Annotated in this window: 14 protein-coding genes and 5 pseudogenes; 3 read left to right on the forward strand and 16 right to left on the reverse strand. The window is 71.9% G+C overall.

The features are described from left to right. Positions 1-16: 16 nt before the first annotated feature. The 6 genes and pseudogenes from ACFY6U_RS43430 to ACFY6U_RS43455 all read right to left on the reverse strand — a co-directional run bounded on the left by ACFY6U_RS43430 (position 17) and on the right by ACFY6U_RS43455 (position 6,782). The gene (locus ACFY6U_RS43430; protein ID WP_390047426.1) at positions 17-853 is read right to left on the reverse strand and encodes a carbohydrate ABC transporter permease; all 837 of its coding nucleotides are present in this window, start codon (positions 851-853) and stop codon (positions 17-19) included. Continuing rightward, the gene (locus ACFY6U_RS43435) at positions 850-1,845 is read right to left on the reverse strand and encodes a carbohydrate ABC transporter permease (RefSeq protein ID WP_390047428.1); all 996 of its coding nucleotides are present in this window, start codon (positions 1,843-1,845) and stop codon (positions 850-852) included. Before ACFY6U_RS43435 ends, ACFY6U_RS43430 begins: the two co-directional genes overlap by 4 nt. A gap of 8 nt (positions 1,846-1,853) precedes the next feature. Next, the gene (locus ACFY6U_RS43440) at positions 1,854-3,149 is read right to left on the reverse strand and encodes an extracellular solute-binding protein (RefSeq protein ID WP_390047430.1); all 1,296 of its coding nucleotides are present in this window, start codon (positions 3,147-3,149) and stop codon (positions 1,854-1,856) included. A gap of 148 nt (positions 3,150-3,297) precedes the next feature. Next, a pseudogene (locus tag ACFY6U_RS43445) lies at positions 3,298-4,730 on the reverse strand (family 43 glycosylhydrolase); the annotation flags it as partial. A gap of 322 nt (positions 4,731-5,052) precedes the next feature. Continuing rightward, the gene (lysA, locus tag ACFY6U_RS43450; RefSeq protein ID WP_390047432.1) at positions 5,053-6,387 is read right to left on the reverse strand and encodes a diaminopimelate decarboxylase; all 1,335 of its coding nucleotides are present in this window, start codon (positions 6,385-6,387) and stop codon (positions 5,053-5,055) included. 47 nt (positions 6,388-6,434) lie between these two features. Beyond that, positions 6,435-6,782 (reverse strand): SAV_915 family protein, encoded by a 348-nt coding sequence (locus tag ACFY6U_RS43455; RefSeq protein WP_390047433.1) that lies wholly within the window; start codon positions 6,780-6,782, stop codon positions 6,435-6,437. Between the two features lie 321 nt (positions 6,783-7,103). Here ACFY6U_RS43455 and ACFY6U_RS43460 point away from each other — a divergent pair, with 321 nt between their 5' ends. Then, complete coding sequence (locus tag ACFY6U_RS43460) at positions 7,104-7,637, forward strand: universal stress protein (RefSeq protein WP_390047435.1); 534 nt, start codon at positions 7,104-7,106, stop codon at positions 7,635-7,637. Positions 7,638-7,654: 17 nt separating this feature from the next. Here the strand turns inward: ACFY6U_RS43460 and ACFY6U_RS43465 are convergent. The 7 genes and pseudogenes from ACFY6U_RS43465 to ACFY6U_RS43495 form a co-directional block, all read right to left on the reverse strand. Then, a pseudogene (locus ACFY6U_RS43465) lies at positions 7,655-9,190 on the reverse strand (DUF4118 domain-containing protein); the annotation flags it as partial. Between the two features lies 1 nt (position 9,191). After that, positions 9,192-9,551: pseudogene (locus tag ACFY6U_RS43470) on the reverse strand (response regulator transcription factor); the annotation flags it as partial. A gap of 8 nt (positions 9,552-9,559) precedes the next feature. After that, entirely contained in the window at positions 9,560-10,228 is a 669-nt protein-coding gene (locus ACFY6U_RS43475) for a potassium-transporting ATPase subunit C (RefSeq protein WP_390047437.1), read from the reverse strand. A 5-nt stretch (positions 10,229-10,233) separates the two neighbouring features. Continuing rightward, complete coding sequence (gene kdpB / locus ACFY6U_RS43480; RefSeq protein WP_390047487.1) at positions 10,234-12,327, reverse strand: potassium-transporting ATPase subunit KdpB; 2,094 nt, start codon at positions 12,325-12,327, stop codon at positions 10,234-10,236. 29 nt (positions 12,328-12,356) lie between these two features. Beyond that, complete coding sequence (kdpA, locus tag ACFY6U_RS43485) at positions 12,357-14,021, reverse strand: potassium-transporting ATPase subunit KdpA (protein ID WP_390047438.1); 1,665 nt, start codon at positions 14,019-14,021, stop codon at positions 12,357-12,359. A gap of 7 nt (positions 14,022-14,028) precedes the next feature. Beyond that, positions 14,029-14,118, reverse strand: coding sequence for a K(+)-transporting ATPase subunit F (gene kdpF / locus ACFY6U_RS43490; protein WP_037770757.1), 90 nt, complete (start codon positions 14,116-14,118; stop codon positions 14,029-14,031). A 298-nt stretch (positions 14,119-14,416) separates the two neighbouring features. Then, positions 14,417-16,286: pseudogene (locus ACFY6U_RS43495) on the reverse strand (APC family permease). Positions 16,287-16,579: 293 nt separating this feature from the next. Here ACFY6U_RS43495 and ACFY6U_RS43500 point away from each other — a divergent pair. Continuing rightward, positions 16,580-17,080, forward strand: a complete 501-nt coding sequence (locus tag ACFY6U_RS43500; protein WP_390047441.1) for a hypothetical protein — start codon at positions 16,580-16,582, stop codon at positions 17,078-17,080. On the opposite strand, the gene ACFY6U_RS43505 is transcribed toward ACFY6U_RS43500, so the two are convergent. Continuing rightward, positions 17,058-18,890, reverse strand: a complete 1,833-nt coding sequence (locus ACFY6U_RS43505; protein ID WP_390047443.1) for a potassium channel family protein — start codon at positions 18,888-18,890, stop codon at positions 17,058-17,060. The two genes, ACFY6U_RS43500 and ACFY6U_RS43505, sit on opposite strands and share 23 nt — an antisense overlap. A gap of 181 nt (positions 18,891-19,071) precedes the next feature. Next, positions 19,072-19,497 (reverse strand): annotated as a pseudogene (locus tag ACFY6U_RS43510) (ATP-binding protein); the annotation flags it as partial. A gap of 250 nt (positions 19,498-19,747) precedes the next feature. On the opposite strand from ACFY6U_RS43510, the gene ACFY6U_RS43515 reads away from it, so the two are divergent. Next, the gene (locus ACFY6U_RS43515; protein ID WP_390047489.1) at positions 19,748-21,307 is read left to right on the forward strand and encodes a Na+/H+ antiporter; all 1,560 of its coding nucleotides are present in this window, start codon (positions 19,748-19,750) and stop codon (positions 21,305-21,307) included. A gap of 129 nt (positions 21,308-21,436) precedes the next feature. On the opposite strand, the gene ACFY6U_RS43520 is transcribed toward ACFY6U_RS43515, so the two are convergent. Then, on the reverse strand, positions 21,437-21,796 hold the full coding sequence (locus ACFY6U_RS43520) for a hypothetical protein (RefSeq protein ID WP_390047444.1): 360 nt from the start codon (positions 21,794-21,796) through the stop codon (positions 21,437-21,439). Positions 21,797-21,828 lie beyond the last annotated feature (32 nt).

The raw sequence follows: 21,828 nt of genomic DNA on the forward strand, positions 1-21,828 counted from the left end.
TCCGTGGATGGGGCGTTCAGCCCTTGGTGGCGCCGGCGGTGAGGCCGCCGACGAGCTGGCGCTCGGCGACCGAGTAGAAGGCCAGGGCGGGGACCATGGCGAGGACCAGATAGGCGAAGACCCGGGCGGTGTCGGCGGAGTACTGGCCCTGGAACTGCTGTACGCCGATGGGGATGGTCCACCAGGTGGAGTCGGTGAAGACCAGCAGCGGCAGGAAGAAGTTGTTCCAGCTGGTGACGACCGCGAGCACGGAGACCGTGCCGAGCGCCGGCCGGGCCATGGGCAGCAGGATCCGCCAGAAGAAGCCGAACGGCCCACAGCCGTCGAGGGTGGCCGCCTCCTCCAGCTCCCCCGGGATCTCGCGGAAGAAGCCGCGCAGGATGATGATGGTCATCGGCAGCCCGAACGCGGCCTGCGGCAGGATCACCCCGAGCGGGTTGTCCAGCAGGTTCATCGAGCGCAGCAGCAGGAAGAGGGGCAGCGCGGCCACCGCGAACGGGAACATCAGGCCCATCGTGAACACGGTGAACAGGACCTCCCGCCCGCGGAACGCGAACCGCGCGAAGGAGAAGGCGGCCAGCGCCGACACCGCGACCACGAGCACGGTGGTGGCGATCGCGATCAGCGTGCTGTTGCCGACGAGCCGCCAGAACGCGCCGGAGCCGAGGATGCCGGTGTAGTTGGAGGTGACCCAGGACTCGGGCAGCCCGACCGGGTTGCGGGACAGCTCACTTGTCGTCTTGAACCCGGACAGCAGGGCGTACAGCAGGGGTACGACCATCACCGCACCGACCACGACGAGGATCACGTGCAGGGGCAGGTTCCGTACGGCTGTCCTGCGGCTGCCGCTCATGCGCCGTCTCCCCTCATGTTCGTGGTGGCGCCCTCCAGGTCGCGGCGGAGCACGAACCGCTGGTAGGCGAGGGCGAAGACGAGGCTGACGGCGAACATGGCGACGCTGATCGCGCTGGCGTAGCCGACCTGGTAGCGCTTGAAGCCGTACTGGAACATGGTCACGGCCATGGTCTCCGAGTGGTGGTCGGGGCCGCCCGCGGTGATGACCCACACCAGGTCGAAGAGCTGGATGGAGCCGATCACCGACAGGAAGACGCTGATCCGCAGGGTGGGCGCGAGCAGCGGCAGGGTGACGTGCCGGAAGCGCTGCCAGGGCGAGGCGCCGTCGACGGTCGCGGCCTCCGTCAACTCGGCCGGGATGGACTGGAGTCCGGCCAGGTAGAGCATCATGTGGAAGCCGAAGTACTTCCAGGTCATGACCAGGAAGAGGGTGGCCATGACGGTGGAGGGGTCGGAGAACCACTTCCCGCCGAGCGCGCCGAGGCCGATGTCGCTCAGGAGGTGGTCGGCGAGGCCGTCGTCGGGGGCGAAGATCATGCCGAACAGCACGCCGGTGATCGCCTCGGAGAGCACGTACGGCGCGAAGAACAGCATCCGGTAGACGGCCCGGCCGCGGATCCGCTGGTTGAGCAGGACCGCCATGGCGAGCGCGAACGGCAGTTGCAGCGCCAGCGACAGGACGACCAGGACCAGGCAGCGCCACAAGTCGCCGAGGAACACATCGTCCTGGAAGAGGCGGGTGAAGTTGTCGGTGCCGGTGTAGTCGGAGGGCATGCCGAAGCCGCCCCAGCGGAAGAACGAGGCGTACAGCGCGAACAGGATCGGCAGCAGGACGAGCACGCCGAACAGCACCAGCGCGGGCAGCTGGAAGCCCATCGCGGTGAGCCAGTGCAGCAGCCGGCGCCGGGAGCGCGCCCGGCCCGCGGCCGGGCGCGGCCGGGGCGCGGCGTCCGGTCCCGACCGGGTGCCGGGCAGGTAGGTCGAGGTCATCGGGCGGCCTACTGCTCTTCCTTCGCGGTCTTGGTGATCGCCTGTGTGACCTGTTCCGGCGACTTGGAGCCGGCGATCAGCCCGGCCACGCTGTCGTTGATCTGCTGGCCGACGGCGGGCGCGTACGCCTGGTCGAGGTAGAGCTGGAATCCGGTAGCGGCCTTCAGCTGCGCCTGTACGGCCTTGGTGTTGGGGTCGCTCAGCGCCTTCTCCGCGCCGGGGACCACGGGGAGGGTGTTGGTCTTCTCGACGAGCACCAGGTCGGTGGTCTCGGAGGCGAAGAACTTCAGGAAGTCGACGGCTTCCTTCGGAGCACCCTTGCGCAGGGCATGCCCGCCGCCACCGCCGAAGACCTCGGTGAGGGCGCCCTTGCCGCCGTCGACCGCGGGGAACGGGAAGAAGCCGAGGTCCGAGCCGAGGCCCTTGCCCGCGTCCGCCTCCACCACCGGGGCCCACTGGCCCATCAGCTCCATGGCCGCCTTGCCGTTCCCGACGGCGGCCGCCTGGCCGGTGGGCGCGGAGTAGGCCGCGCCGAGGAAGCCCTTCTGGAACGGCTGGAGATCGACGAGGTCCTTCAGGTGCTGCCCGGCCTGGACGAACCCGGTGCCGGTGAAGTCCTTGTCCTCGTCCGCCTTCTGGAGGGCGTCGAGACCGGCCGTGCGCATCGCCAGGTACGCCCAGTAGTACATACCTGTCCAGCTCTCCTTGCCCGCGAGGGCGAGCGGGGTGATGCCGGCGGCCTTGAGCTTCCGGACGGCGTCGAGGAATCCGCTCCACGTGGTGGGAGGTTCGCCGATCCCCGCCTTCTTGAAGTGTGCCTTGTTGTACCAGAAGCCGATCATGCCGATGTCGAACGGAATGCCGTACAGCTTCTGGTCGATGAGGTACGGCTGCTTGGCGACCGACAGCATCCCGTCCGCCCAGGGCTTGGTGCCGTCGGTGAGATCCTCGACGAGGCCGGCGTCGACCTGCTGCTTGAGGACCCCGCCGCCCCAGGTGTGGAAGATGTCCGGGAGTTTGCCGGAGGCTATGAGCGCCGTCATCTTGGATTTGTAGGCGTCGTTCTCCAACTGCACGATCTTCAGCTTCACGTGCGGGTTCTGAGCCTCGAACTTCCTGGCCAGGCCCGCCCAGACGTTCTTGGTCGGCTGGGTGGTGGAGATGTTCCACCACTCGACCGTGACCTTCCCCGACGACGAGGACCCGTCGTCGCCCGAGCCGCAGCCGCTGAGGGCGGTCATGCCCAGTCCGGCGGCCGCGGTGGCCGCCAGGAATCCGCGCCGGGACAGTGCCGGGTCGCCCATGATGCGCTCCTTGGGGTTCGGGACGACCGACGCCGTCCTGGTTCGGTGGTGCTCTGGGGTCGCCGTTTTCGAAACATTCGGGGTTTTCACCGAACGTTCAGAACGGCGACTCTAGAAAGGCGCATCAGGAGCGTCAAGGTGTCGCGCATCAGCTCATCGGCATGTATTCGAACCAGCCGAAGGCGACCCGCCCCTCGGCGACGTACCTGCCGATGACCCGGCCGGTGAACCCGCCCGCCACCTCGGTGGAGAGATGACGGCCGTCGAGTTCGGCCAGTCGGACGACACCGTCGGACGTTTCGATCGAAAGGGTCACGGCGTCGGGCCCGGCGGGGCGGACCCCGGTCGCGTCCCCGTCCGCCCCGGGCGCGGTGGCGGTGGGCGGCGGAACAGGGCCGTACGGATCTCGATCACCAGGGTCAACGGCCCCGGCGGCACCGTGCGTTCGGCGACCCGCTGCCGCACCGGCCCGATCCGGACGACCGCGCTCACCACTCCCCCGCTCACCTCCAGGTCGCAGTGGTGGGCCTCGTCGATGCGGACCGACAGGCCCGCGCGCCCCGGGCCCGGTTCGAGCAGGGCGGCAGCCCGGCAGTCGGCGTGCTGCCGACGCCGGTCGACGAAGGTGTGCCCGGCGCGGTCGAGGCTGTCCCCGGTGGCCGTGAGCGTGAGCCGGCCGGGCCGTTCGCCCGGCGACCAGGACCCGTCCGGCCGGCTGCGCGGGGAGATCCAGTGCGGTGCGAGGACCGGCGCCGTGGAATCGTCCCGTGCGGGCGGCTGTTCGACCGGGTGCCGGGCTGCCGGAGCCTCGTGCCGCTCCCGTACCCGCCCCACGCGAGGCCGGCCGTCCGCCCACTCCACCGGGGCCAGGAAGGTCTCCCGGCCTTGCACGTGGAACTCGGGGAACCAGCCCCGCGGCCGGGTGCCGAGCAGCACCGCCCACCAACTGCCGTCGGCAGCCTGGACGAGGTCGGCGTGCCCGGTGCTCTGGATCGGCTCCCTGGTGCCCCGTTGGGAGACCAGCGGATTGCCGGGCGCCGCTTCCCAGGGCCCGCGCGGCGAGCGGGCGCGGGCCCCGGACACGCCGTGCCCGAGGGCGGTGCCACCCTCGGCGACCAGCAGGTACCACCACCCCCCGACCCGGTAGAGGTGCGGCGCCTCCGGGTCCCGCAGTCCCGTACCGGACCACATCGGCAGCGGCCCCTCCAGCACCTTCCCGGTCCGGGTGTCGATCCTGGCCACCGCGACCCCCGCCACGGCGCACCAGCAGTCGCCGTTCTCGTCCCAGGCGAGGTCCGGGTCGATGCCGGGGACGTCGATCCACACCGGGTCGGACCAGGGCCCCTCGGGCCGCTCGGCGGCGACGAGGAGGTTGCCCCCACCGCTGACGTCGGTGGTGACGACGTGGAAGAGCCCGTCGTGGTGCCGGACCGTCGGGGCGTACACACCGCCCGAGGCCGGGGTGTCGGCGGGCAGGCTCAACTGCCCCGGCCGGTCGAGGACGTTGCCGAGCTGTCGCCAGTGCACCAGGTCCCGGCTGTGGAAGAGCGGGACGCCGGGGAAGCCGCTCCCCAGGGCGCACCGAAAGTTTCGGCGAGGTCGGCGAACATTACGGGGCGTACTGTAGGAGCCCGCTCAAAGGGCCGACAAGGCGGCCGTCAGAGCCTCAGCCGGTACGGCAGCATGCAGACCACGACGTCGGTGCGGGCCCGCAGCCATCGGGACCTCATCACGACCGGTGGGACGGGTCGGCAACAGTGTCCTCTGCGCAGGGTTCGCGCGCCTGTGGGCGGGCCCGGGCGGGCCGGCCGGCATGAGTGCCGTTTCCATGCGGGGACTTGGAGCACCTCCGGGCGGGGGCCGGGCCGCCGCTCGCCCGGAGGTGGGTCGGGGAAGGGCCCGGTCAGAGCCCGACGTCCCGGCGGCGGATGTCGTCGAGGGACTCGCGCCGGACCAGCAGGCGGGCGTGGCCGTCGCGGACGGCGGTGACCGGCGGGCGGCCGACCAGGTTGTAGCCGGAGGCCATGGAGAGGTGGTAGGCGCCGGCCACCGGGACCGCGAGCAGGTCGCCGGGGCGCAGGTCGGAGGGGAGTTCGACGTCGGCGGCCAGGACGTCGCCCGCCTCGCAGTGCCGGCCGACGACGGTGACCGGGGCGGTGGGCGCGGCGCTCGCCCGGCCGATGAGCCGGGGCGCGTACCGGACGCCGTACAGGGCGGGCCGCGGGTTGTCGCTCATGCCGCCGTCGACGGCGACGAAGGTGTGGTCGCCGGTCTTCTTGACCGCGAGGACGCGGTACACGGCGATCCCGGCCGGGCCCACGATCGCCCGCCCGGGCTCGATGATCAGGCGGGGCACCGGCAGCCCGGCCGCCGCGCACGCGTCGGACAGTTCGGCGCGCACCCTGCGGGCCAGGGCGGTGAGGTCGAGGGCCGCCTCGCCGGGCCGGTAGGCGATGCCGTGGCCGCCGCCCAGGTCCAGCTCGGGCAGCACCAGTCCGTGCTGTTCGTGCAGCCGGGCCATGAGCCCGACCATGCGGCGGACGGCGGCGAGGTACGGCTTGACGCTGGTGATCTGGGAGCCCAGGTGGCAGTGCAGGCCGGTGAGTTCGAGCTGTGGCTGGTCGAGTATCCGGGCGATGGCGTGCTGGGCGTAGCCGTCGGCGATGGAGAGGCCGAACTTCTGGTCGTCGGTGCCGGTGCGGATCTTCTCGTGGCCGCCCGCGCTGATCCCGGGCACCACCCGGACCATGACCCTCTGGTGCCCGTCGGGTCCGACGGCGGCGGCGAGCCGGGCGATCTCTGAGGGGCTGTCGATGACGATCCGTCCGACGCCCAGCCGCAGCGCGGTCTCCAGGTCGCGCGGCGACTTGGCGTTGCCGTGCAGCACGATCCGCTCCGGCGGGAACCCGGTGGTGACCGCCAGCTCCAGCTCGCCGGCCGAGCAGACGTCCAGGCCGAGCCCCTCCTCCTCGGTCCAGTGGACCATCGCCCGGCACAGGAACGCCTTGGCGGCGTAGAGGACTTCGGCGTCGGGGAAGGCGTGCCGGTAGGTGCGGCAGCGCTCGCGGACCTCGCTCTCGTCGAGGACGTAGACGGGGGTGCCGAAGCGGTCGGCGGCCTCGGCGAGCGGGACCCCGCCGACGGCGAGACCGCCGGGCCGGGGCTCGGTGGTGGAGGCGGGCCACACCGACAGATCGGCGGGCGTGGTGGTGACGACGGGTTCGTGCAGGGCGGTCATCGACCGCTCCCCTCTCAGACTCAGACGAATCGGGCGGTTCACGCGGCTCAGGCGGTTCGGACGGTCCGCAGGGACACGGCGGCGGGCGCGAGCGGCACCACCGGCGCGGGGGCCGGCGCCGACAGTTGCGGGTCGACCGTCACGGTGGTGACGCCGAGCGGTGCGGCCAGGGCGCGCAGCGCGGGTTCGGCGAGCCGGATCCAGGCCTGGTCGGAGCCGAGCGTGGCGGCGAGTCCGCGGGCCGAGGTGAAACCCACGGCGGTGCGCTCGCCGAGCGGGGTGCGGAAGAGCCGGGCCGCGCATCCCGCGGGTCCCGGCCGGACCGGTACGAACAGGGGTCCGGCCGGGGAGCGATCGGAAGGCTCCGGGTCGTCACCGCACAAGAGTTCTGGCATGGCATGCCTCCTGGCACAGGAAGGAGCTGGTGCCCCGGAGGCGGGGAGGCCGCCGGGGCTTGCCCATGACGCTATGCCCGCTGCAGGCACCTCTCCGATGCCTCATGACGGGACGCTGACGGTGATCGCGGCGACGTTGACGGGGCGCTGACGTAGCACCCGTCACTGCTGGTGGCGGCCGTCACGGCAGCCGTCAGAGGCGCGCCAGGATGTGCCCCGGCCCCTGGGCGTCACCCGTTCGACGCAGTGTCATGGAACCGGATCGGGGTACCCGTCCGGCCCGGGAACGCTCCGGGACACCTACGGAAGAACGGTGGAGTCATGTCCGGTTACGACGCCTGCGCGCCCGTTCGGGTCGTGGTCGGCGTGAGCGGTTCGCTGGGCAGCGTCAGGGCCCTGTCCCGGGCCGCCGCGGAGGCCCGGCGCCGGGATGCGGAGCTGTGGCCGGTGCTCGTGTGGGAGCCGCCGGGCGGTGAGCTGGCCATGCGGCGCTCGCCGGCCTCGGTGCTGCTGGTCGACGAGTGGCAGCGGATGGCCCGGCAGCGGCTGCTCGACGTGCTGGAGGAGGTCTTCGGCGACGCCGGGCCCGGCACCCCGGTGAACGGACTCGTGGTGCGCGGCACCCCGGGACCGTCCCTGGTGGAGGTGGCGGACCGGGAGGACGACGTACTGGTCGTCGGTGCGGGCCGACGCGGCTGGCACCGGGCCTTCTCGGGCCGGGTGGCCCGCTACTGCCTGTCCCACGCGCACTGCCCGGTCCTGGCCGTGCCGCCGTCCCCGCTGGAGGAGACGCTGGCCTCCGCGCACCGCCGCAACAGCTGGCATCTGCCGCTGGACTCACGGCAGTTGTCGTAGCAGCCCTACCGGCAGCCCTATGAAGTGACAGCCGCCGGCAGGTCCGGCCGTCCCGGTCTGCGACCCGGTGCGGTCGGCAGGCTCAGCACCATGGTGAGGCCGCCGCCTGGGGTGTCCTCGGCGGTCAGCGTGCCGCCCGTCGCCTCGGCGAAGCCCCGGGCCACGGCGAGGCCCAGCCCCACCCCCGCACCGCGCGGTGAGTCGCCGTACCGCTGGAACGGCTCGAAGATGCGCTCCTTGGCCTCGTCGGGGACGCCGGGTCCGCGGTCCACGACGCGCGCCTCCACCCGGTCGGCCATGGAACTGGCCTTGACCAGCACGGGGGTGTCCGCGGGACTGTACTTGACGGCGTTCTCGACCACGTTGGCGACGACCCGCTCGAGGAGCCCCTTGTCGACGTGGACCATGGGCAGCGTCTCCGGGATGTCCAGCTCGACGCTGTCCTCCGGGACGCCGCCGAGCGCCATCGGCACCACCTCGTCCAGGTCGGCCTCGCGGACGATGGGGGTGACCGTGCCGGTCTGCAGGCGGGACATGTCGAGGAGGTTGCCGACGAGGTGGTCGAGGCGGTCGGCGCCCGCCTCTATGGCCTCCAGGAGCTCCGCCCGGTCCTGCTCGGACCACTCGACGTCGTCCGAGCGCAGCGAGGACACCGAGGCCTTTATGCCGGCCAGCGGGGTGCGCAGGTCGTGGCTGACGGCGGCCAGCAGGGCCGTACGGATGCGGTTGCCCTCCACCAGCTCCTTCGCCTGGTCCGCCTCCTGCTGGAGCCGCTGCCGGTCGAGCACGACGGCCGCCTGCGCGGCGAACGCGGCCAGCACCCGACGGTCGGAGGCCGGCAGCACCCGCCCGGACAGGGCGAGGGTCATGTGGTCGCCGACCGGCACGTCGACGTCCGCCCGCTCCGGTGACTGGCAGGGCCGCGGTCCGACGCTGCCCGCGCAGGTCCACGGCGCCCCGTCGTCCGCCCGCTCCAGGAGCGCGACCGACTCCATGCAGAAGGTCTCCCGCACCCGTTCCAGGAGCGCCTCCAGGCTGGTCTCGCCGCGCAGCACGCTGCCCGCGAGGAAGGACAGGATCTCCGACTCGGCGCGCAGCCGGGTCGCCTGCTGGGTGCGCCGGGCCGCCAGGTCCACCACGGAGGCCACCGACACCGCGGCCCCGACGAAGATCGCGATGGCGACGATGTTCTTCGGGTCGGCGATGGTGAGAGTGTGGACGGGCGGGGTGAAGAACCAGTTGAGCAGCAAGGAGCCGACCACCGCCGAGGTGAGCGCCGGGAGGAGGCCGCCGAGCAGGGCCGCGGCGACCGTCAGGGCGAGGTAGAGCAGCATGTCGTTGGCGAGGCCCACCTCCGGTGCCGCGGAGGTCAGCACCCAGGTGAGCAGCACCGGCCCGAGGACGCCGGTCAGCCAGCCCCAGATGAGCCGGGACCGGCCGAGCCGTGCCGAACGGCCCAGCGGGAGCCGCCCCTTGCCGGCCTCGTCGTGGGTGATGAGGTGCACGTCGAGGTCGGGTCCCGAGTCCCGGGCGACCGTGGCGCCGACGCCCGGCCTCGGTGCGGCGGACCGCGGCCCGCAGCCGGGCGAGGAGTTCGTCCATGCTGAACGGCTTGGTGATGTAGTCGTCGGCGCCCGCGTCCAGCGCGGCGACCTTCTCGTCGGAGGCCTGCCGCGCGGACAGCACCAGGATCGGTACGCGGGTCCAGCCGCGCAGCGCCTTGATGACGTCGACCCCGTCCATGTCGGGCAGTCCGAGGTCGAGCATCACCACGTCCGGCTGACGCGCGGCCGCCAGCCGGAGGGCCGTGGCGCCGTCGGGCGCCGCGTCCACTCCGTACTGGCGTGCCTGCATGTTGATCACGAGTGCCCGTACGAGCTGGGGGTCGTCTTCCACGACCAGCACTCGGGTCATCGGTTCCCTCAACTGCCCTTGGTCAGTTCCTTCAGCGCGATGTTGAGTTCGAGGACGTTCACCCGGGGCTCACCGATGAAGCCGAGCGTGCGGCCCGTGGTGTGGTCCTTGACCAGCTTCTCCACCTGGGTGACGGAGAGGCCGTTCTTCTCGGCGACCCGGTGGACCTGGAGGTCGGCGTAGGCCGGGGAGATGTCCGGGTCCAGGCCGGAGCCCGAGGAGGTGACCGCGTCGGCCGGCACCTGGGCGGGCGTGACGGTGTAGCCGGGCACCGAGTTGTCCTTGACGACGGCGGCCTTGGCGTCCTTCACCTGCTGGATCAGCACCTTGTTGTCGGCGGCGAGGTTGGTCGCACCCGAAAGGATCAACTTGTACTGGGTGTTGACGCTGTTGCTGCCGAGGCCGTTGGCCGGGCGACCCTGGAACCACCGCAGGTCCGCGTCCGGGGTCTGCTGGCCCGTCTTCAGCGGCAGGTTGTACGACTGCCCGATCAGGGACGAGCCGACGACCTTCCCGTCCGACTTGATCTCGGAGCCGTTCGCCTTGTCGTGGAACGCGGCCTGGGCGATGCCGGTGACCACCAGCGGGTAGATGACACCCGTCACCAGGGTCAGCACCAGGAGGGCCCGCAGGCCCGCCCAGAGCAACCGGGCGGTGTTCGTGATGGAGTTGTTCATGGCGATCAGCCGATTCCGGGGATGAGGGAGATGAGCAGGTCGATGATCTTGATGCCGATGAAGGGCGCGATCAGCCCGCCGAGCCCGTAGATCCCGAGGTTGCGGCGGAGCATCCTGTCCGCGCTCACCGGCCGGTACTGGACGCCCTTCAGGGAGAGCGGCACCAGGGCGATGATGATCAGCGCGTTGAAGACGACCGCTGAGAGGATCGCGGAGCTGGGCGAGGACAGGTGCATGATGTTGAGCTTGTCCAGGCCCGGGTAGACCACGGCGAACATGGCCGGGATGATCGCGAAGTACTTCGCGACGTCGTTGGCGATGGAGAACGTGGTCAGCGCACCGCGCGTGATCAGCAGCTGCTTGCCGATCTCGACGATCTCGATGAGCTTGGTCGGGTTGGAATCGAGGTCGACCATGTTGCCGGCCTCCTTGGCGGCCGACGTACCGGTGTTCATCGCCACGCCGACGTCGGCCTGCGCGAGCGCCGGCGCGTCATTCGTGCCGTCACCGGTCATCGCGACCAGCTTGCCGCCGGCCTGCTCCCGCTTGATGAGGGCCATCTTGTCCTCGGGGGTGGCCTCGGCGAGGAAGTCGTCGACGCCCGCCTCCTCGGCGATCGCCTTGGCGGTCAGCGGGTTGTCACCCGTGATCATGACGGTCTTGATGCCCATGCGGCGCAGTTCCTCGAACCGCTCGCGCATGCCCTCCTTGACGACGTCCTTGAGGTGGATGACGCCCAGGACCCGGGCGCCCTCGGCATCCTCGACCGCGACGAGCAGCGGGGTGCCGCCCGCCTGGGAGATGGCGTCGGCGAGGGTGCCGGCGTCCTCGGCGACGGTGCCGCCCTGCTCGCGGACCCAGGCGATGACCGAACCGGCCGCGCCCTTGCGGATCTTCCGGCCGTCCACGTCCACACCCGACATGCGGGTCTGGGCGGTGAAGGCGATCCACTCGGCGTGCGCCAGCTCGCCCTGGTGCCGCTCCCGCAGCCCGTACTTCTCCTTCGCCAGGACGACGATGGAGCGGCCCTCGGGGGTCTCGTCGGCCAGCGACGACAGCTGGGCCGCGTCGGCCACCTCGGCCTCCGTCGTCCCGCTGACCGGCACGAACTCGGACGCCTGACGGTTGCCGAGCGTGATGGTGCCGGTCTTGTCCAGCAGCAGCGTGGAGACGTCACCCGCGGCCTCGACCGCACGCCCGGACATGGCGAGCACATTGCGCTGCACCAGACGGTCCATGCCCGCGATGCCGATCGCGGAGAGCAGCGCGCCGATCGTGGTCGGGATCAGGCAGACCAGCAGGGCGACCAGCACGACCATCGTCAGGTGGGTGCCCGCGTAGTCCGCGAACGGCGGCAGGGTGGCGACGGCCAGCAGGAAGACGATGGTCAGCGAGGCGAGCAGGATGTTCAGCGCGATCTCGTTCGGCGTCTTCTGCCGGGCCGCACCCTCGACGAGGCTGATCATCCGGTCGATGAAGGTCTCGCCCGGCTTCGTCGTGATCTTGATGACGATCCGGTCGGACAGCACCTTCGTACCGCCGGTCACCGCGCTGCGGTCGCCGCCGGACTCCCGGATGACCGGGGCCGACTCACCGGTGATCGCCGACTCGTCGACGGAGGCGACGCCCTCGACGACATCGCCGTCACCGGGGATGATGTCGCCGGCCTCGCAGACCACCAGGTCACCGATCCTCAGCTCGGTGCCGGGCACCTGCTCCTCGGTGTCGCCGACCAGCCGCCGGGCCACCGTGTCGGTCTTCGCCTTGCGCAGGGTGTCGGCCTGGGCCTTGCCGCGGCCCTCGGCGACGGCCTCCGCGAGGTTGGCGAAGATGACGGTCAGCCACAGCCAGGCGCTGATGGTCCAGCCGAACCAGTCGCTCGGGTCCTTGAAGGAGAAGAGGGTGGTCAGGACCGAGCCGACCCACACCACGAACATCACGGGCGACTTGACCATCACCCGCGGGTCGAGCTTGCGGCAGGCCTCGGGGAGGGACCTGATCAGCTGCTTGGGGTCGAACAGGCCCGCGCCGACACGGCCCTCGGCGGGCTTGTGCCCGGTGGGCGCGTCCTGGTGGGGCGCGAGGGTGGGAGTGGACATGGTGTCCTCGTGGGCTTCCGTTCGGGTGGTCACGACGCCAGCCCCTCGGCCAGCGGCCCCAGCGCCAGGGCCGGGAAGTAGGTCAGACCGGTGATGATCAGGATCGCGCCGACGAGCAGGCCGGTGAAGAGCGGCTTCTCGGTGCGCAGGGTGCCGGCCGTGGCCGGGACGGGCTTCTGCTCGGCGAGCGAGCCGGCCAGCGCCAGCACGAACACCATCGGCAGGAAGCGGCCCAGCAGCATCGCGAGTCCGGTCATGGTGTTGTACCAGTCGGTGTTCGCGTTCAGGCCGGCGAAGGCCGAGCCGTTGTTGTTGGCCGCCGAGGTGAAGGCGTACAGCACCTCGGAGAACCCGTGCGCACCCGGGTTGAGCATGGAGTGCGGCGGGGTCGGCAGGGCCATGGAGGCCGCGGTGAAGACGAGCGCGAGCGCCGGGGTGATCAGGATGTAGATCGCCGACAGCTTGATCTCGCGGGCGCCGATCTTCTTGCCCAGGTACTCGGGCGTACGGCCGACCATCAGACCGGCGATGAACACCGCGATGATCGCCATGATCAGGATGCCGTAGAGGCCGGAGCCGGTGCCGCCGGGCGCGATCTCGCCCAGCATCATGCTGAGCATGGTGATGCCGCCGCCGAGGCCGGTGAAGGAGGAGTGGAAGGAGTCCACCGCGCCGGTCGAGGTGAGCGTGGTCGACACCGCGAAGATCGACGAGGAGCCGACCCCGAAGCGGACCTCCTTGCCCTCCGTCGCGCCGCCCGCGATCTGCAGCGCGCCCTCGTGGTGGGCGAACTCGGTCCACATCATCAGGGCGACGAAGCCCAGCCAGATGGTGAACATCGTGGCGAGGATCGCGTAACCCTGCTTCACCGAGCCGACCATCACACCGAAGGTGCGGGTCAGCGAGAACGGGATGACCAGCAGCAGGAAGATCTCGAAGAGGTTCGTGAACGGGGTCGGGTTCTCGAACGGGTGGGCGGAGTTGGCGTTGAAGTAACCCCCACCGTTGGTGCCGAACTCCTTGATGGCCTCCTGTGAGGCCACGGCTCCGCCGTTCCACTGCTGCGAACCGCCCATGAACTGGCCGACTTCATGAATGCCGGAGAAGTTCTGGATGGCACCGCAGGCGACCAGGACGACCGCCGCCACAGCGGCGAACGGCACCAGGATGCGGATGACGCCCCGCACCAGGTCGGCCCAGAAGTTGCCGATCTCACCGGTGCGCGAGCGAGCGAACCCGCGCACCAGCGCCACGGCGACGGCGATGCCGACGGCGGCGGAGACGAAGTTCTGCACGGCCAGACCGGCGGTCTGCACGACGTGGCCCATGGTCTGCTCGCCGTAGTACGACTGCCAGTTCGTGTTGGTCACGAAGGACACGGCCGTGTTGAACGACTGCGCCGGGTTGACCGAGGAGAAGCCGAGCGAGCCGGGCAGGATGCCCTGCAGCCGCTGCAGCAGGTAGAGGAAGAGGACGCCGACCACGGAGAAGGCGAGGACCCCGCGCAGATAGGCGGGCCAGCGCATCTCGGTGTCGGGGTTGGCGCCGATGCCCTTGTAGATCCACTTCTCGACCCGCCAGTGCTGGTCGGAGGTGTAGACCTTGGCCATGTAGTTGCCGAAGGGGAGATAGCAGAGCGCCAGCGCGCCTATGAGCGCGACGAGCTGGAGCACGGCGGCGGTTACGGGACCCATGGGTGTCTCAGAACCTCTCCGGGAAGATCAGGGCGAGGACGAGATAGCCCAGCAGGGCGACGGCCACGACCAGGCCGACTACGTTCTCGACGGTCACAGCTTGGTCACCCCCTTGGCGACGAGGGCCACCAGCGCGAAACCCGCGAGCACGGTGACGACGAAGGCCAGATCGGCCATCGTGAACTCCTGGATGAGGTTCGGGACGGACTTGGACTGTTAGAGGAAAGCGCCTTTCCAGTCGGATTCAGCCGCCGTTGACGGGTCCCTTACGGCGGTGTTCACGCCTTTGACGGGACTCTTACGCGGCCCCGGCGGACCCGCGACCGGAGGCCGCCGTTCGGCGGCGGAAACCCTGCTGAACTGGGGAAACGTCGACCTCAGGCGCATCGGGCCGGTCAGGACAGGCGGAACCGGAGCCGGCAGATCACCGCGTCGGTCTCCTTGCGCACGGCAAGGGCGACGACGGCACCGCGCTGGTTCTGGAGCAGCCTCCCCCACGCTCCGCGCGGGGGGACCCCCAGCCACAGCCGCTCCGGTTCGGTCTCCGGGATCAGCACGGTCACCCGGGTGGCCGGCTCGGCCGCGGTCACCTCACGGACGTAGGCGGCGATGGGACGGCCCAGGGTGCGCCGCTCGCAGCTCAGCCGGACCAGTGACACCCCGGGGTCCCACTCGGCCCAGGCACGCTCCAGGGCGTGCAGCTGGGCCCGGTCCTCGGGGCCGGGGTGGCAGACGGTGACGGCCCGCACCTCGTCGCCCAGGGAGGCGGCCGCCGACAGCGCCTGGGAGGTGAGCCGGGACAGCGACGACACCGGCACGATCACGACCGACCGCTCCCGGTGCGGCGGCTCCGGGACCCGCGCGAGCCCGAGCCGCTCCCCGATCCGCCCGTAGGCACGGTGCACGGCGACGAAGGCGGCGACGAGCAGTGGCAGCACGACCACGACCAGCCAGGCGCCCTCGGTGAACCTGCTCGCTGTCACCACGACGGTCGCGACGCCGGTCAGGACCGCCCCGAACCCGTTGAGCAGCGCCTTCCCCCGCCAGCCGGTCCCCCGCTCCAGCAGCCAGTGCTTCACCATCCCACCTGGGCGACGGTGAAGCCGACGAAGACCCCGATGGCGAACATCGGCACCAGCGTGTTGGTGTCGCCGCCGGAGAACACCAGCAGCGCGGCCGAGACCACGGCCAGGGCGAGCACACCGTGCCGGTGCACCTGCCGGTCGGCCTTCAGCGCGAAGACGTGCGGCAGGTAGTTGTCCCGGGCGAGCAGTTTCAGCAGCACCGGCAGCCCGCCGAAGCTGGTGTTCGCGGACAGCGCCAGCAGGATCATCGTGGCGAACTGGACGACGTAGAAGCCCCCGTTGTGGCCCAGGGAGGCGTCGGCGAGCTGGGCCAGTACGGTCACGCCCGCGACCGGCTGCAGATGGAACCGGGAGATCAGCACCGAGAGCCCGATCAGCATCGCGCCCAGCACCGCCCCCAGAGCCACCTCGGCGTGCTGGGCCCGCCTGACGCGGGGCACCCGGAAGGAGGGCACGGCGTTGGCGATCGCCTCGACGCCGGTGAGGGCGGCACAGCCGGAGGCGAAGGCTTTCAGCAGGAGCAGGGCGCCCACGCCGGAGGCGTTGTCGGCGAGCACGGAGGCATGACCGGCGGCGGTGACCGTGCCGGCCGGCGAGGACCGGAAGAGCCCCACCACGATCAGCACGAAGATCGACCCGACGAACACCACCGTCGGCACGATGAACGCCTTCGCCGACTCCACGATCCCCCGCAGGTTCACCCCGGTGACCAGCACCAGCACGGCCAGGCACAGCACCGGCCGGTGCGGGTACAGCGCCGGGAAGGCGGAGGTGAGGGCGGCGACCCCGGCGGTGACGGCGACGGCGACGTTCAGCACGTAGTCGAGCACCAGGGAGGCGGCGGCGACCAGGCTGGCCCGCACCCCGAGGTGGGTCCGGGCCACGGCGTAGGAGCCGCCGCCGTCCGGGAAGGCCGCGATGACCTGCTGGTACGAGGCGACGAGCACCGCGAGCAGGGCCGCGATGGCGAGCGTGACGGGCAGCGTGCAGCCGAGCCCGTGCGCACCGGCGGCCGCCAGCACCAGCACGATGGCCTCCGGCCCGTACGCCACCGACGCCATCGCGTCCAGCGACAGCGCGGCGAGGCAGGTCACCGCGGTGAGGCGATGCCGTTCCCCGGTAAATCGGGCGGCTCCTCACCGGCGGGCACGGCCCCCGGTTCGACGGTCACTACGGACATGGGAGGGTGCTCCTCAACGAACGGGACATACGTCTCGCGCACGGAGTACCGCGCGCGATGCGACCAATTTCTGTCCCGTCCCGGCCACCTGCGACAACCCATTGCGCGTTCTTCGCGCGAGGGGGTCCGACTTTGATGACTTCTTGACGGGGGTGACCGCAGCGCACCGCGGGGGCGCGGGGAACTGCGCGCTCGACCCCCACCGGCCCGCGCGGACCCACAACCGTCAGAGTCCCATCAAAGACATGCCCCACCTGCAGACGCCGCGCCCCACCACTCCCTACCTTCACCCCATGCCGCACTCCGAGGACCACCGCTGGTCCAAAGACGTCTACGCATCGGCCCGTTGCGCAGGCACCCTCCTCGCCCTGCTCCTCCTGGTCGACTGGGGATCAGGGACGTTCACCTGGTGGCGCGGCACCCTCTGGACCACCCTCGCCCTGCTCCTCTTCGGCGTCCTGTGCCCCGCCAGGGTCCGCGCCGGTGACGGCTGGCTCACCTCACGCCGGCTGCTGCGCACCCGCAGGGTCCGCACCGACCGCCTGGTCTCGGTCCGCCGCCTGGACGGCATCTCCCCCCGCCTGCTGCTCCGCGACGCCTTCGGCGACCGGCTGGAGATCGACCCCCGGGTCCTCGTCGACAACCCCGGCCTGTGGCTGCGCGTCGACGCGGGCGCCCGCAAGGCCGTCGAGGCCGGCACCCTGCGCTGCGGCTCGATCGCCCTGAGCCGCCTCGCTGAACAGGTCGAGCGCGAGAGCGCGTTGGGCGTCTTCAAGGCGTCGGGCCTGGATTAGCGCCATTGGCACCCACCCCCGTCATCAGCACGTCGAGGCCCCGCCGCGTCGTGGCCATCACCACCCGGTCCCCCGCCTCCAGCACCCGCCCCTGCGCCGGCCGCCAGTCGAAGGCGGGCTGTCCCGGGGCGCCCCCACCGACCGGCCCCACCGCCAGCACCCGCCACTCCCGTCGCCGGAACGCCTGGTGCACCGAGCGTCCCTCCAGCTCCGGATGCCCGGCCACGTCCACGCAGGTGAACAGCAGCGACCCCCGCTCCACAGGCATCACCCCCAGCACATGGCGCCCCATCATCGCGGCGGCGAACGACGGCGCGGCCAGCGCCGAAACGCTTCTGCTCCGGGTGAGCGCATCCGGGTAGGACGCCCGAAGCGTGCGCTGGACGGTCGCGGCGAAGGCGTCGTCGTACAGCCGTGTGACCACCCGTACCGCGGGGTTGGCCTCCCGGACGGCCATGACGATGTCGAGGTTCTGTCCGTCGTCGCGGGTGAGCACGAGCAGGGAGCCGCACTGGCGAACCCGGGCGAGGTCGAGGACGCCGGGGGCGGTGGCGTCCTGCAGGACCAGCGGGACGCCGAGTTCCCGGGCGAGCGCGACCCCCCTCGCACGCGGGTCGCGCTCGATGGCCACGACCTGGTGGCCGGTGCTGCGCAGCCGGTCCAGCACCCGGGTGCCGACCATCCCGAGGCCGACCAGGACGATGTGGCCGCTGACGTCGTCGTCGGGCGGATGGTTCACGGAAGCGGTGTGGAACGCCTCGGTCGCGTTCATGGTCGCGGCGACCACGAGCGGCAGCACCGCCAGCCCGACGAAGCCGGCGAGGAGCTGGAGTATGCGGCGGGCGGGCGACTCCTCGGTCGCCGGATCCCCCATCGTGAAGATGTCCAGCAGGGGCAGGTAGAAGTTCTTCCACCAGGGGTGCTCGTCCGCGAAGAGCGCGGTGGCGGTGGACAGCGCGACCACCACCGCGGCCAACGAGCCGTAGACGGCCGCCAGTTGCCGGGAGCGGAAGACCCGCCACGGCAGGTGGGCGAACCGGGCCCGCAGCCAGCGCACCGGCCGGAACCGCCAGGCGCGGCGGGCCGGTTCGGCCGTGTCGAGGTGGACGACCTCCTCCAGCGTCAGCCGCCCGTGCGTGAACTGCCGGTGGTACGCCGTCCGGTCGTCCGGCAGCAGCAGGGTGCCGTCCTCGCCGGCCGTCTCGGCGCTGTCCTGGCTGGCCGGGTCGTCCTCGTGCGCGCCGGAGAGCACGGCGAGGGTGGCGAGGTCGGTGGCGTGCGTCGGGGTGCCCGCGGGCCGTACGACACCGCGGAAGACCTTGCCCTCGACCTGGAGGGTGTGCCCGTGCCCCAGGGCGGCCGCCGCGACCAGTTCCGGTACGGCGGTGTCGGCATCGGACAGCACGGTGGTGGAGGTGTCCGGTGCGGGGGCGTCGCACAGGCCCGCCGCCCGGTCGAGCAGCCGTTCCAGGTGGCTGCCGCGCTCCCGGTTGAACATCCGCACGACCAGCCGCACGGAGGGGTTGACCGCGCGGGCGAGCAGGGCCGCGGTGACGTTGACCTGGTCGTCGCGGTAGGTCAGGGCGAGCGCGGCGGCCCGGGCCACGCCGGCCGCGCGCAGGGTGGCCTCGTCCGGGCGGGCGGAGATGTGCAGGTGGACGGCGGACGCCGGGTCGCGGTGCAGGGCGGCGACCCGGGCACCGTGCTCGTCGTCGGCGGACGGCAGGACGACGGTGACGACCTCGCCGCACACGGCGTCCAGTTCGACGGCGAGCCGGTGCGCGAGGCCGTCGTCGCCGCAGATCACCATGTGGCCGGTTCTCTCTCCGGATGCCGCTGGTACGAGCACAGTTGACGTCACATCAGCCTGAACGGCACCGGCCGTGACACCGGTTCCGGCCGGACCGCCGTCCGCCGTTCAAAACTCCGCCAAGAACATGTCAAGAAGCGGGAGCGGGCGCAGGACGGTGGGCCGACCGCCGGCCCACGGGTCAGCCCGCGCCCGTCGGTCCCGCGGCGGCACCTCCGACGCCCTGTGGTGCGCGGAAGGGCCGGGCCCGGTCGGCCAGGGGCAGCGAGACGACCATGGTCAGTCCGCCGCCCGGGGTGTCCTCGGGGGTCAGGGTGCCGTCCATCGCCTCGGTGAGCCCGCGGGCGAGGGCGAGTCCGAGGCCGAGGCCGGTGGTGTTGTCGGTGTCGCCGAGCCGCTGGAAGGGCTCGAAGCGCCATGGGGGTCCCCCGCTCGAGCGAAGCCGAGAGCGGGGGAGGTCGACGATGCGTGCGGCCCGTCGTACCAGGGTGTCGCCCTCCGGGCCGCCGGTCAGCGCGACCACCACCCGCTCGCGGGTCTCCCACACCCCGCCGATGGCGTGCTCGGCGCGGTAGGACTGGAGGGCCTCGTCGACCCGGTCGGCGACCCCGGTAGGTCTTGCCGACCCCTGGGGCGGCCCCGAGGTAGACCTTCAGTCGTCCGCGCGGTACGTCGTTCATCACCTCGAAGAAAGCGCGCCGCGGGCCCCGGGTCCGGCCTCTTGACGCGTCTCCGGCGCTGACGAGGACGTTGACACTGTCTTGACGGCCCCTGGCCGGATAGGGTGAAGGCGGTGTGCCGGGAAGTCTGGTCGGCCGGGAGTCACCGTGGCTTCCGATGGGCCCCAGGGGGACGGCATGCGCGGCGTGGGTACGGTTCTCGCACTCGTGGTACTGGCCACGGTGGTGGCGACCTTCGCCCGCCGGTGGCGGATTCCCGCCCCCTCCCTGCTCGTCGTCGCGGGCCTCGCCGTGGCCCTGCTGCCGGGCACCCCGACGATCCGGGTCAGCCCGGAGGGCATCGGCCTCGTCGTCCTCCCGCCGCTGCTCTACGCCAGCGCGGAGGAACTCTCCTGGCGCGAGCTGCGCGTGGTGTGGAAGCCGGTGAGCGTGCTCGCGGTCGGCCTGGTACTGGCCTCCGCCGCGGCCGTCGGCGCGGTCGCCTCCCTGGTCACCCCGCTGTCCTGGCAGATGGCGCTGGTGCTCGGCGCGATCCTGGCCAGCACCGACCCGGTCGCGGTGACGGCGCTCGGCCGCCGGCTCGCCCTGCCGCCCAGAGTGCAGATGCTGGTCCAGGCCGAGAGCCTCTTCAACGACGCGACCTCCCTGGTCCTCTACCGGGTCGCGGTGAGCGTCGCGGTGGCCTCGGCGGCAGCGGACTGGGGGGCGGCGGGCGGCGAGTTCCTGCTGCTCGCGGGCGGCGGCACGCTGATCGGAGCGCTGGTCGCCGCGGTCGTCACGGTGATCAGGCGACGCACCGAGGACCCGGTCCTGGAGACGGTGATCTCCCTGGTCACGCCGTACGCGGCGTACGTCCTCGCGGAGGCGGCCCACACCTCCGGGGTCACGTCGGTGGTCGTGGCGGGCGTGGTCCTGGGCGGTCGCGGCGACCGGCTCACCAACGCCCGGATAAGGCTCCAGCTGCACGCCGTCTACGGCACGGTGGTCTTCCTGCTGGAGAGCGTGGTCTTCAGCCTGATAGGGCTCGCGCTGCCCGCCCAGGTACGGGCCCTGTCCGACGGCGACCGGGCCTGGCCGCTGTACGCGCTGGCGGTGGCCGGCACCCTGATCGCGGTACGGCTGCTGTGGCTGGCGCCGCTGTCGGCGGTGGTGCAGCGCAAGGGCGGCATACAGCGGCCGAACTGGCGGGTGCCGGTGGTGCTGACCTGGGCCGGCACCCGGGGTGTGGTGCCACTCGCAGCCGCGCTGTCGATCCCGGTGACGGCGAAGGACGGCTCGGCGCTGACCGAGCGCCCGCTGGTGCTGGTCCTCACCACGTCGGTCGTGGTCGTCACCCTGGTCGTACAGGGCTTCTCCCTGGCCTCGGTGGTGCGCCGGTCCGGCATCGCCCTGGAACCGGACCACACCGAGCGCGAGGAGGCCGCCGCCCGCTGCCGGCTGGCCGACGCGGGCATCCGGCGCCTGGAGGAGCTGTCCGAGCTGGAGGCCGTACCGGACGTGGTCCTCGACCGGCTCCGGCGCGGCCTCCACGCGCGCCTCGACGACGCCCGCGACCGCCTCGCCGACAGCACGGCAGAGTCGGCCGACCTGGTCTACCGCCAGCTGCGCCGCGACCTGATAGCGGTGGAGGCGGCGGAGCTGCGGCGGCTGTACGACGAGCACACGATCAGCGACACGACACGAAGGCGGCTCCAGCGGTCGCTGGACCTGGAGGAGGCGAGGCTGGCGGACGCGTAGCGCGCCGCGGCAGGAGCCGTTTCCCGGCTTCTCAGCGGAACTCCGCCGACCGGGGCCGGCGCCTGAGCCCCAGCCCGGTCAGCGCCATGGCGAGCAGCACCATCCCGCAGGCCCATGACAGGTGGCCGGTCAGCTCGCCACGCCCGCGCCCACCGACTCGTCGAGGCGGCGCGGTTGATGCCCGTCACCTGGTCCAGAGCGGCCGTCCACGCGCCGAAGTGCGCGTTCGGCGTGCCCGCCGCCCAGCCCACGCATCCCCAGGGTGACGGCGAGCAGGACCGTGGCCGCGCGCAGGAGACGCAGCCGGGCCGGTACGGTCGAGCGGAGACGGCGACGCGGAGCGGCCCGCGCGGCCACGGTCCGCTCCCCCGGGCGCGCCTCGCGCGGCCCCGGGGCGGGTACGGGCGGCGGCGCTGCCACCGTGACCGGCCGTGGCTCCTCGACAGCCTCCGCCGGAGGTCTGTGCGCTGTGCCGGCCGTGATGGTCACGGTCCCCTCCCAGGTACCCGCCACGGACGGTC

The sequence above is a fragment of the Streptomyces sp. NPDC013157 genome (assembly GCF_042899865.1).
In the GTDB taxonomy this organism is placed as follows: Bacteria; Actinomycetota; Actinomycetes; order Streptomycetales; family Streptomycetaceae; genus Streptomyces.

Excerpts from the sequence above, each read along its gene's own strand:
- ACFY6U_RS43435 (WP_390047428.1), bottom strand. The coding sequence starts at position 1,845 with ATGACCTCGACCTACCTGCCCGGCACCCGGTCGGGACCGGACGCCGCG.
- ACFY6U_RS43515 (WP_390047489.1), top strand. The coding sequence starts at position 19,748 with ATGCGCGGCGTGGGTACGGTTCTCGCACTCGTGGTACTGGCCACGGTG.
- ACFY6U_RS43460 (WP_390047435.1), top strand. The coding sequence starts at position 7,104 with ATGTCCGGTTACGACGCCTGCGCGCCCGTTCGGGTCGTGGTCGGCGTG.
- ACFY6U_RS43475 (WP_390047437.1), bottom strand. The coding sequence starts at position 10,228 with ATGAACAACTCCATCACGAACACCGCCCGGTTGCTCTGGGCGGGCCTG.
- lysA (WP_390047432.1), bottom strand. The coding sequence starts at position 6,387 with ATGACCGCCCTGCACGAACCCGTCGTCACCACCACGCCCGCCGATCTG.
- ACFY6U_RS43500 (WP_390047441.1), top strand. The coding sequence starts at position 16,580 with ATGCCGCACTCCGAGGACCACCGCTGGTCCAAAGACGTCTACGCATCG.
- ACFY6U_RS43430 (WP_390047426.1), bottom strand. The coding sequence starts at position 853 with ATGAGCGGCAGCCGCAGGACAGCCGTACGGAACCTGCCCCTGCACGTG.
- kdpB (WP_390047487.1), bottom strand. The coding sequence starts at position 12,327 with ATGTCCACTCCCACCCTCGCGCCCCACCAGGACGCGCCCACCGGGCAC.
- ACFY6U_RS43455 (WP_390047433.1), bottom strand. The coding sequence starts at position 6,782 with ATGCCAGAACTCTTGTGCGGTGACGACCCGGAGCCTTCCGATCGCTCC.
- kdpA (WP_390047438.1), bottom strand. The coding sequence starts at position 14,021 with ATGGGTCCCGTAACCGCCGCCGTGCTCCAGCTCGTCGCGCTCATAGGC.
- ACFY6U_RS43505 (WP_390047443.1), bottom strand. The coding sequence starts at position 18,890 with ATGGTGATCTGCGGCGACGACGGCCTCGCGCACCGGCTCGCCGTCGAA.
- ACFY6U_RS43440 (WP_390047430.1), bottom strand. The coding sequence starts at position 3,149 with ATGGGCGACCCGGCACTGTCCCGGCGCGGATTCCTGGCGGCCACCGCG.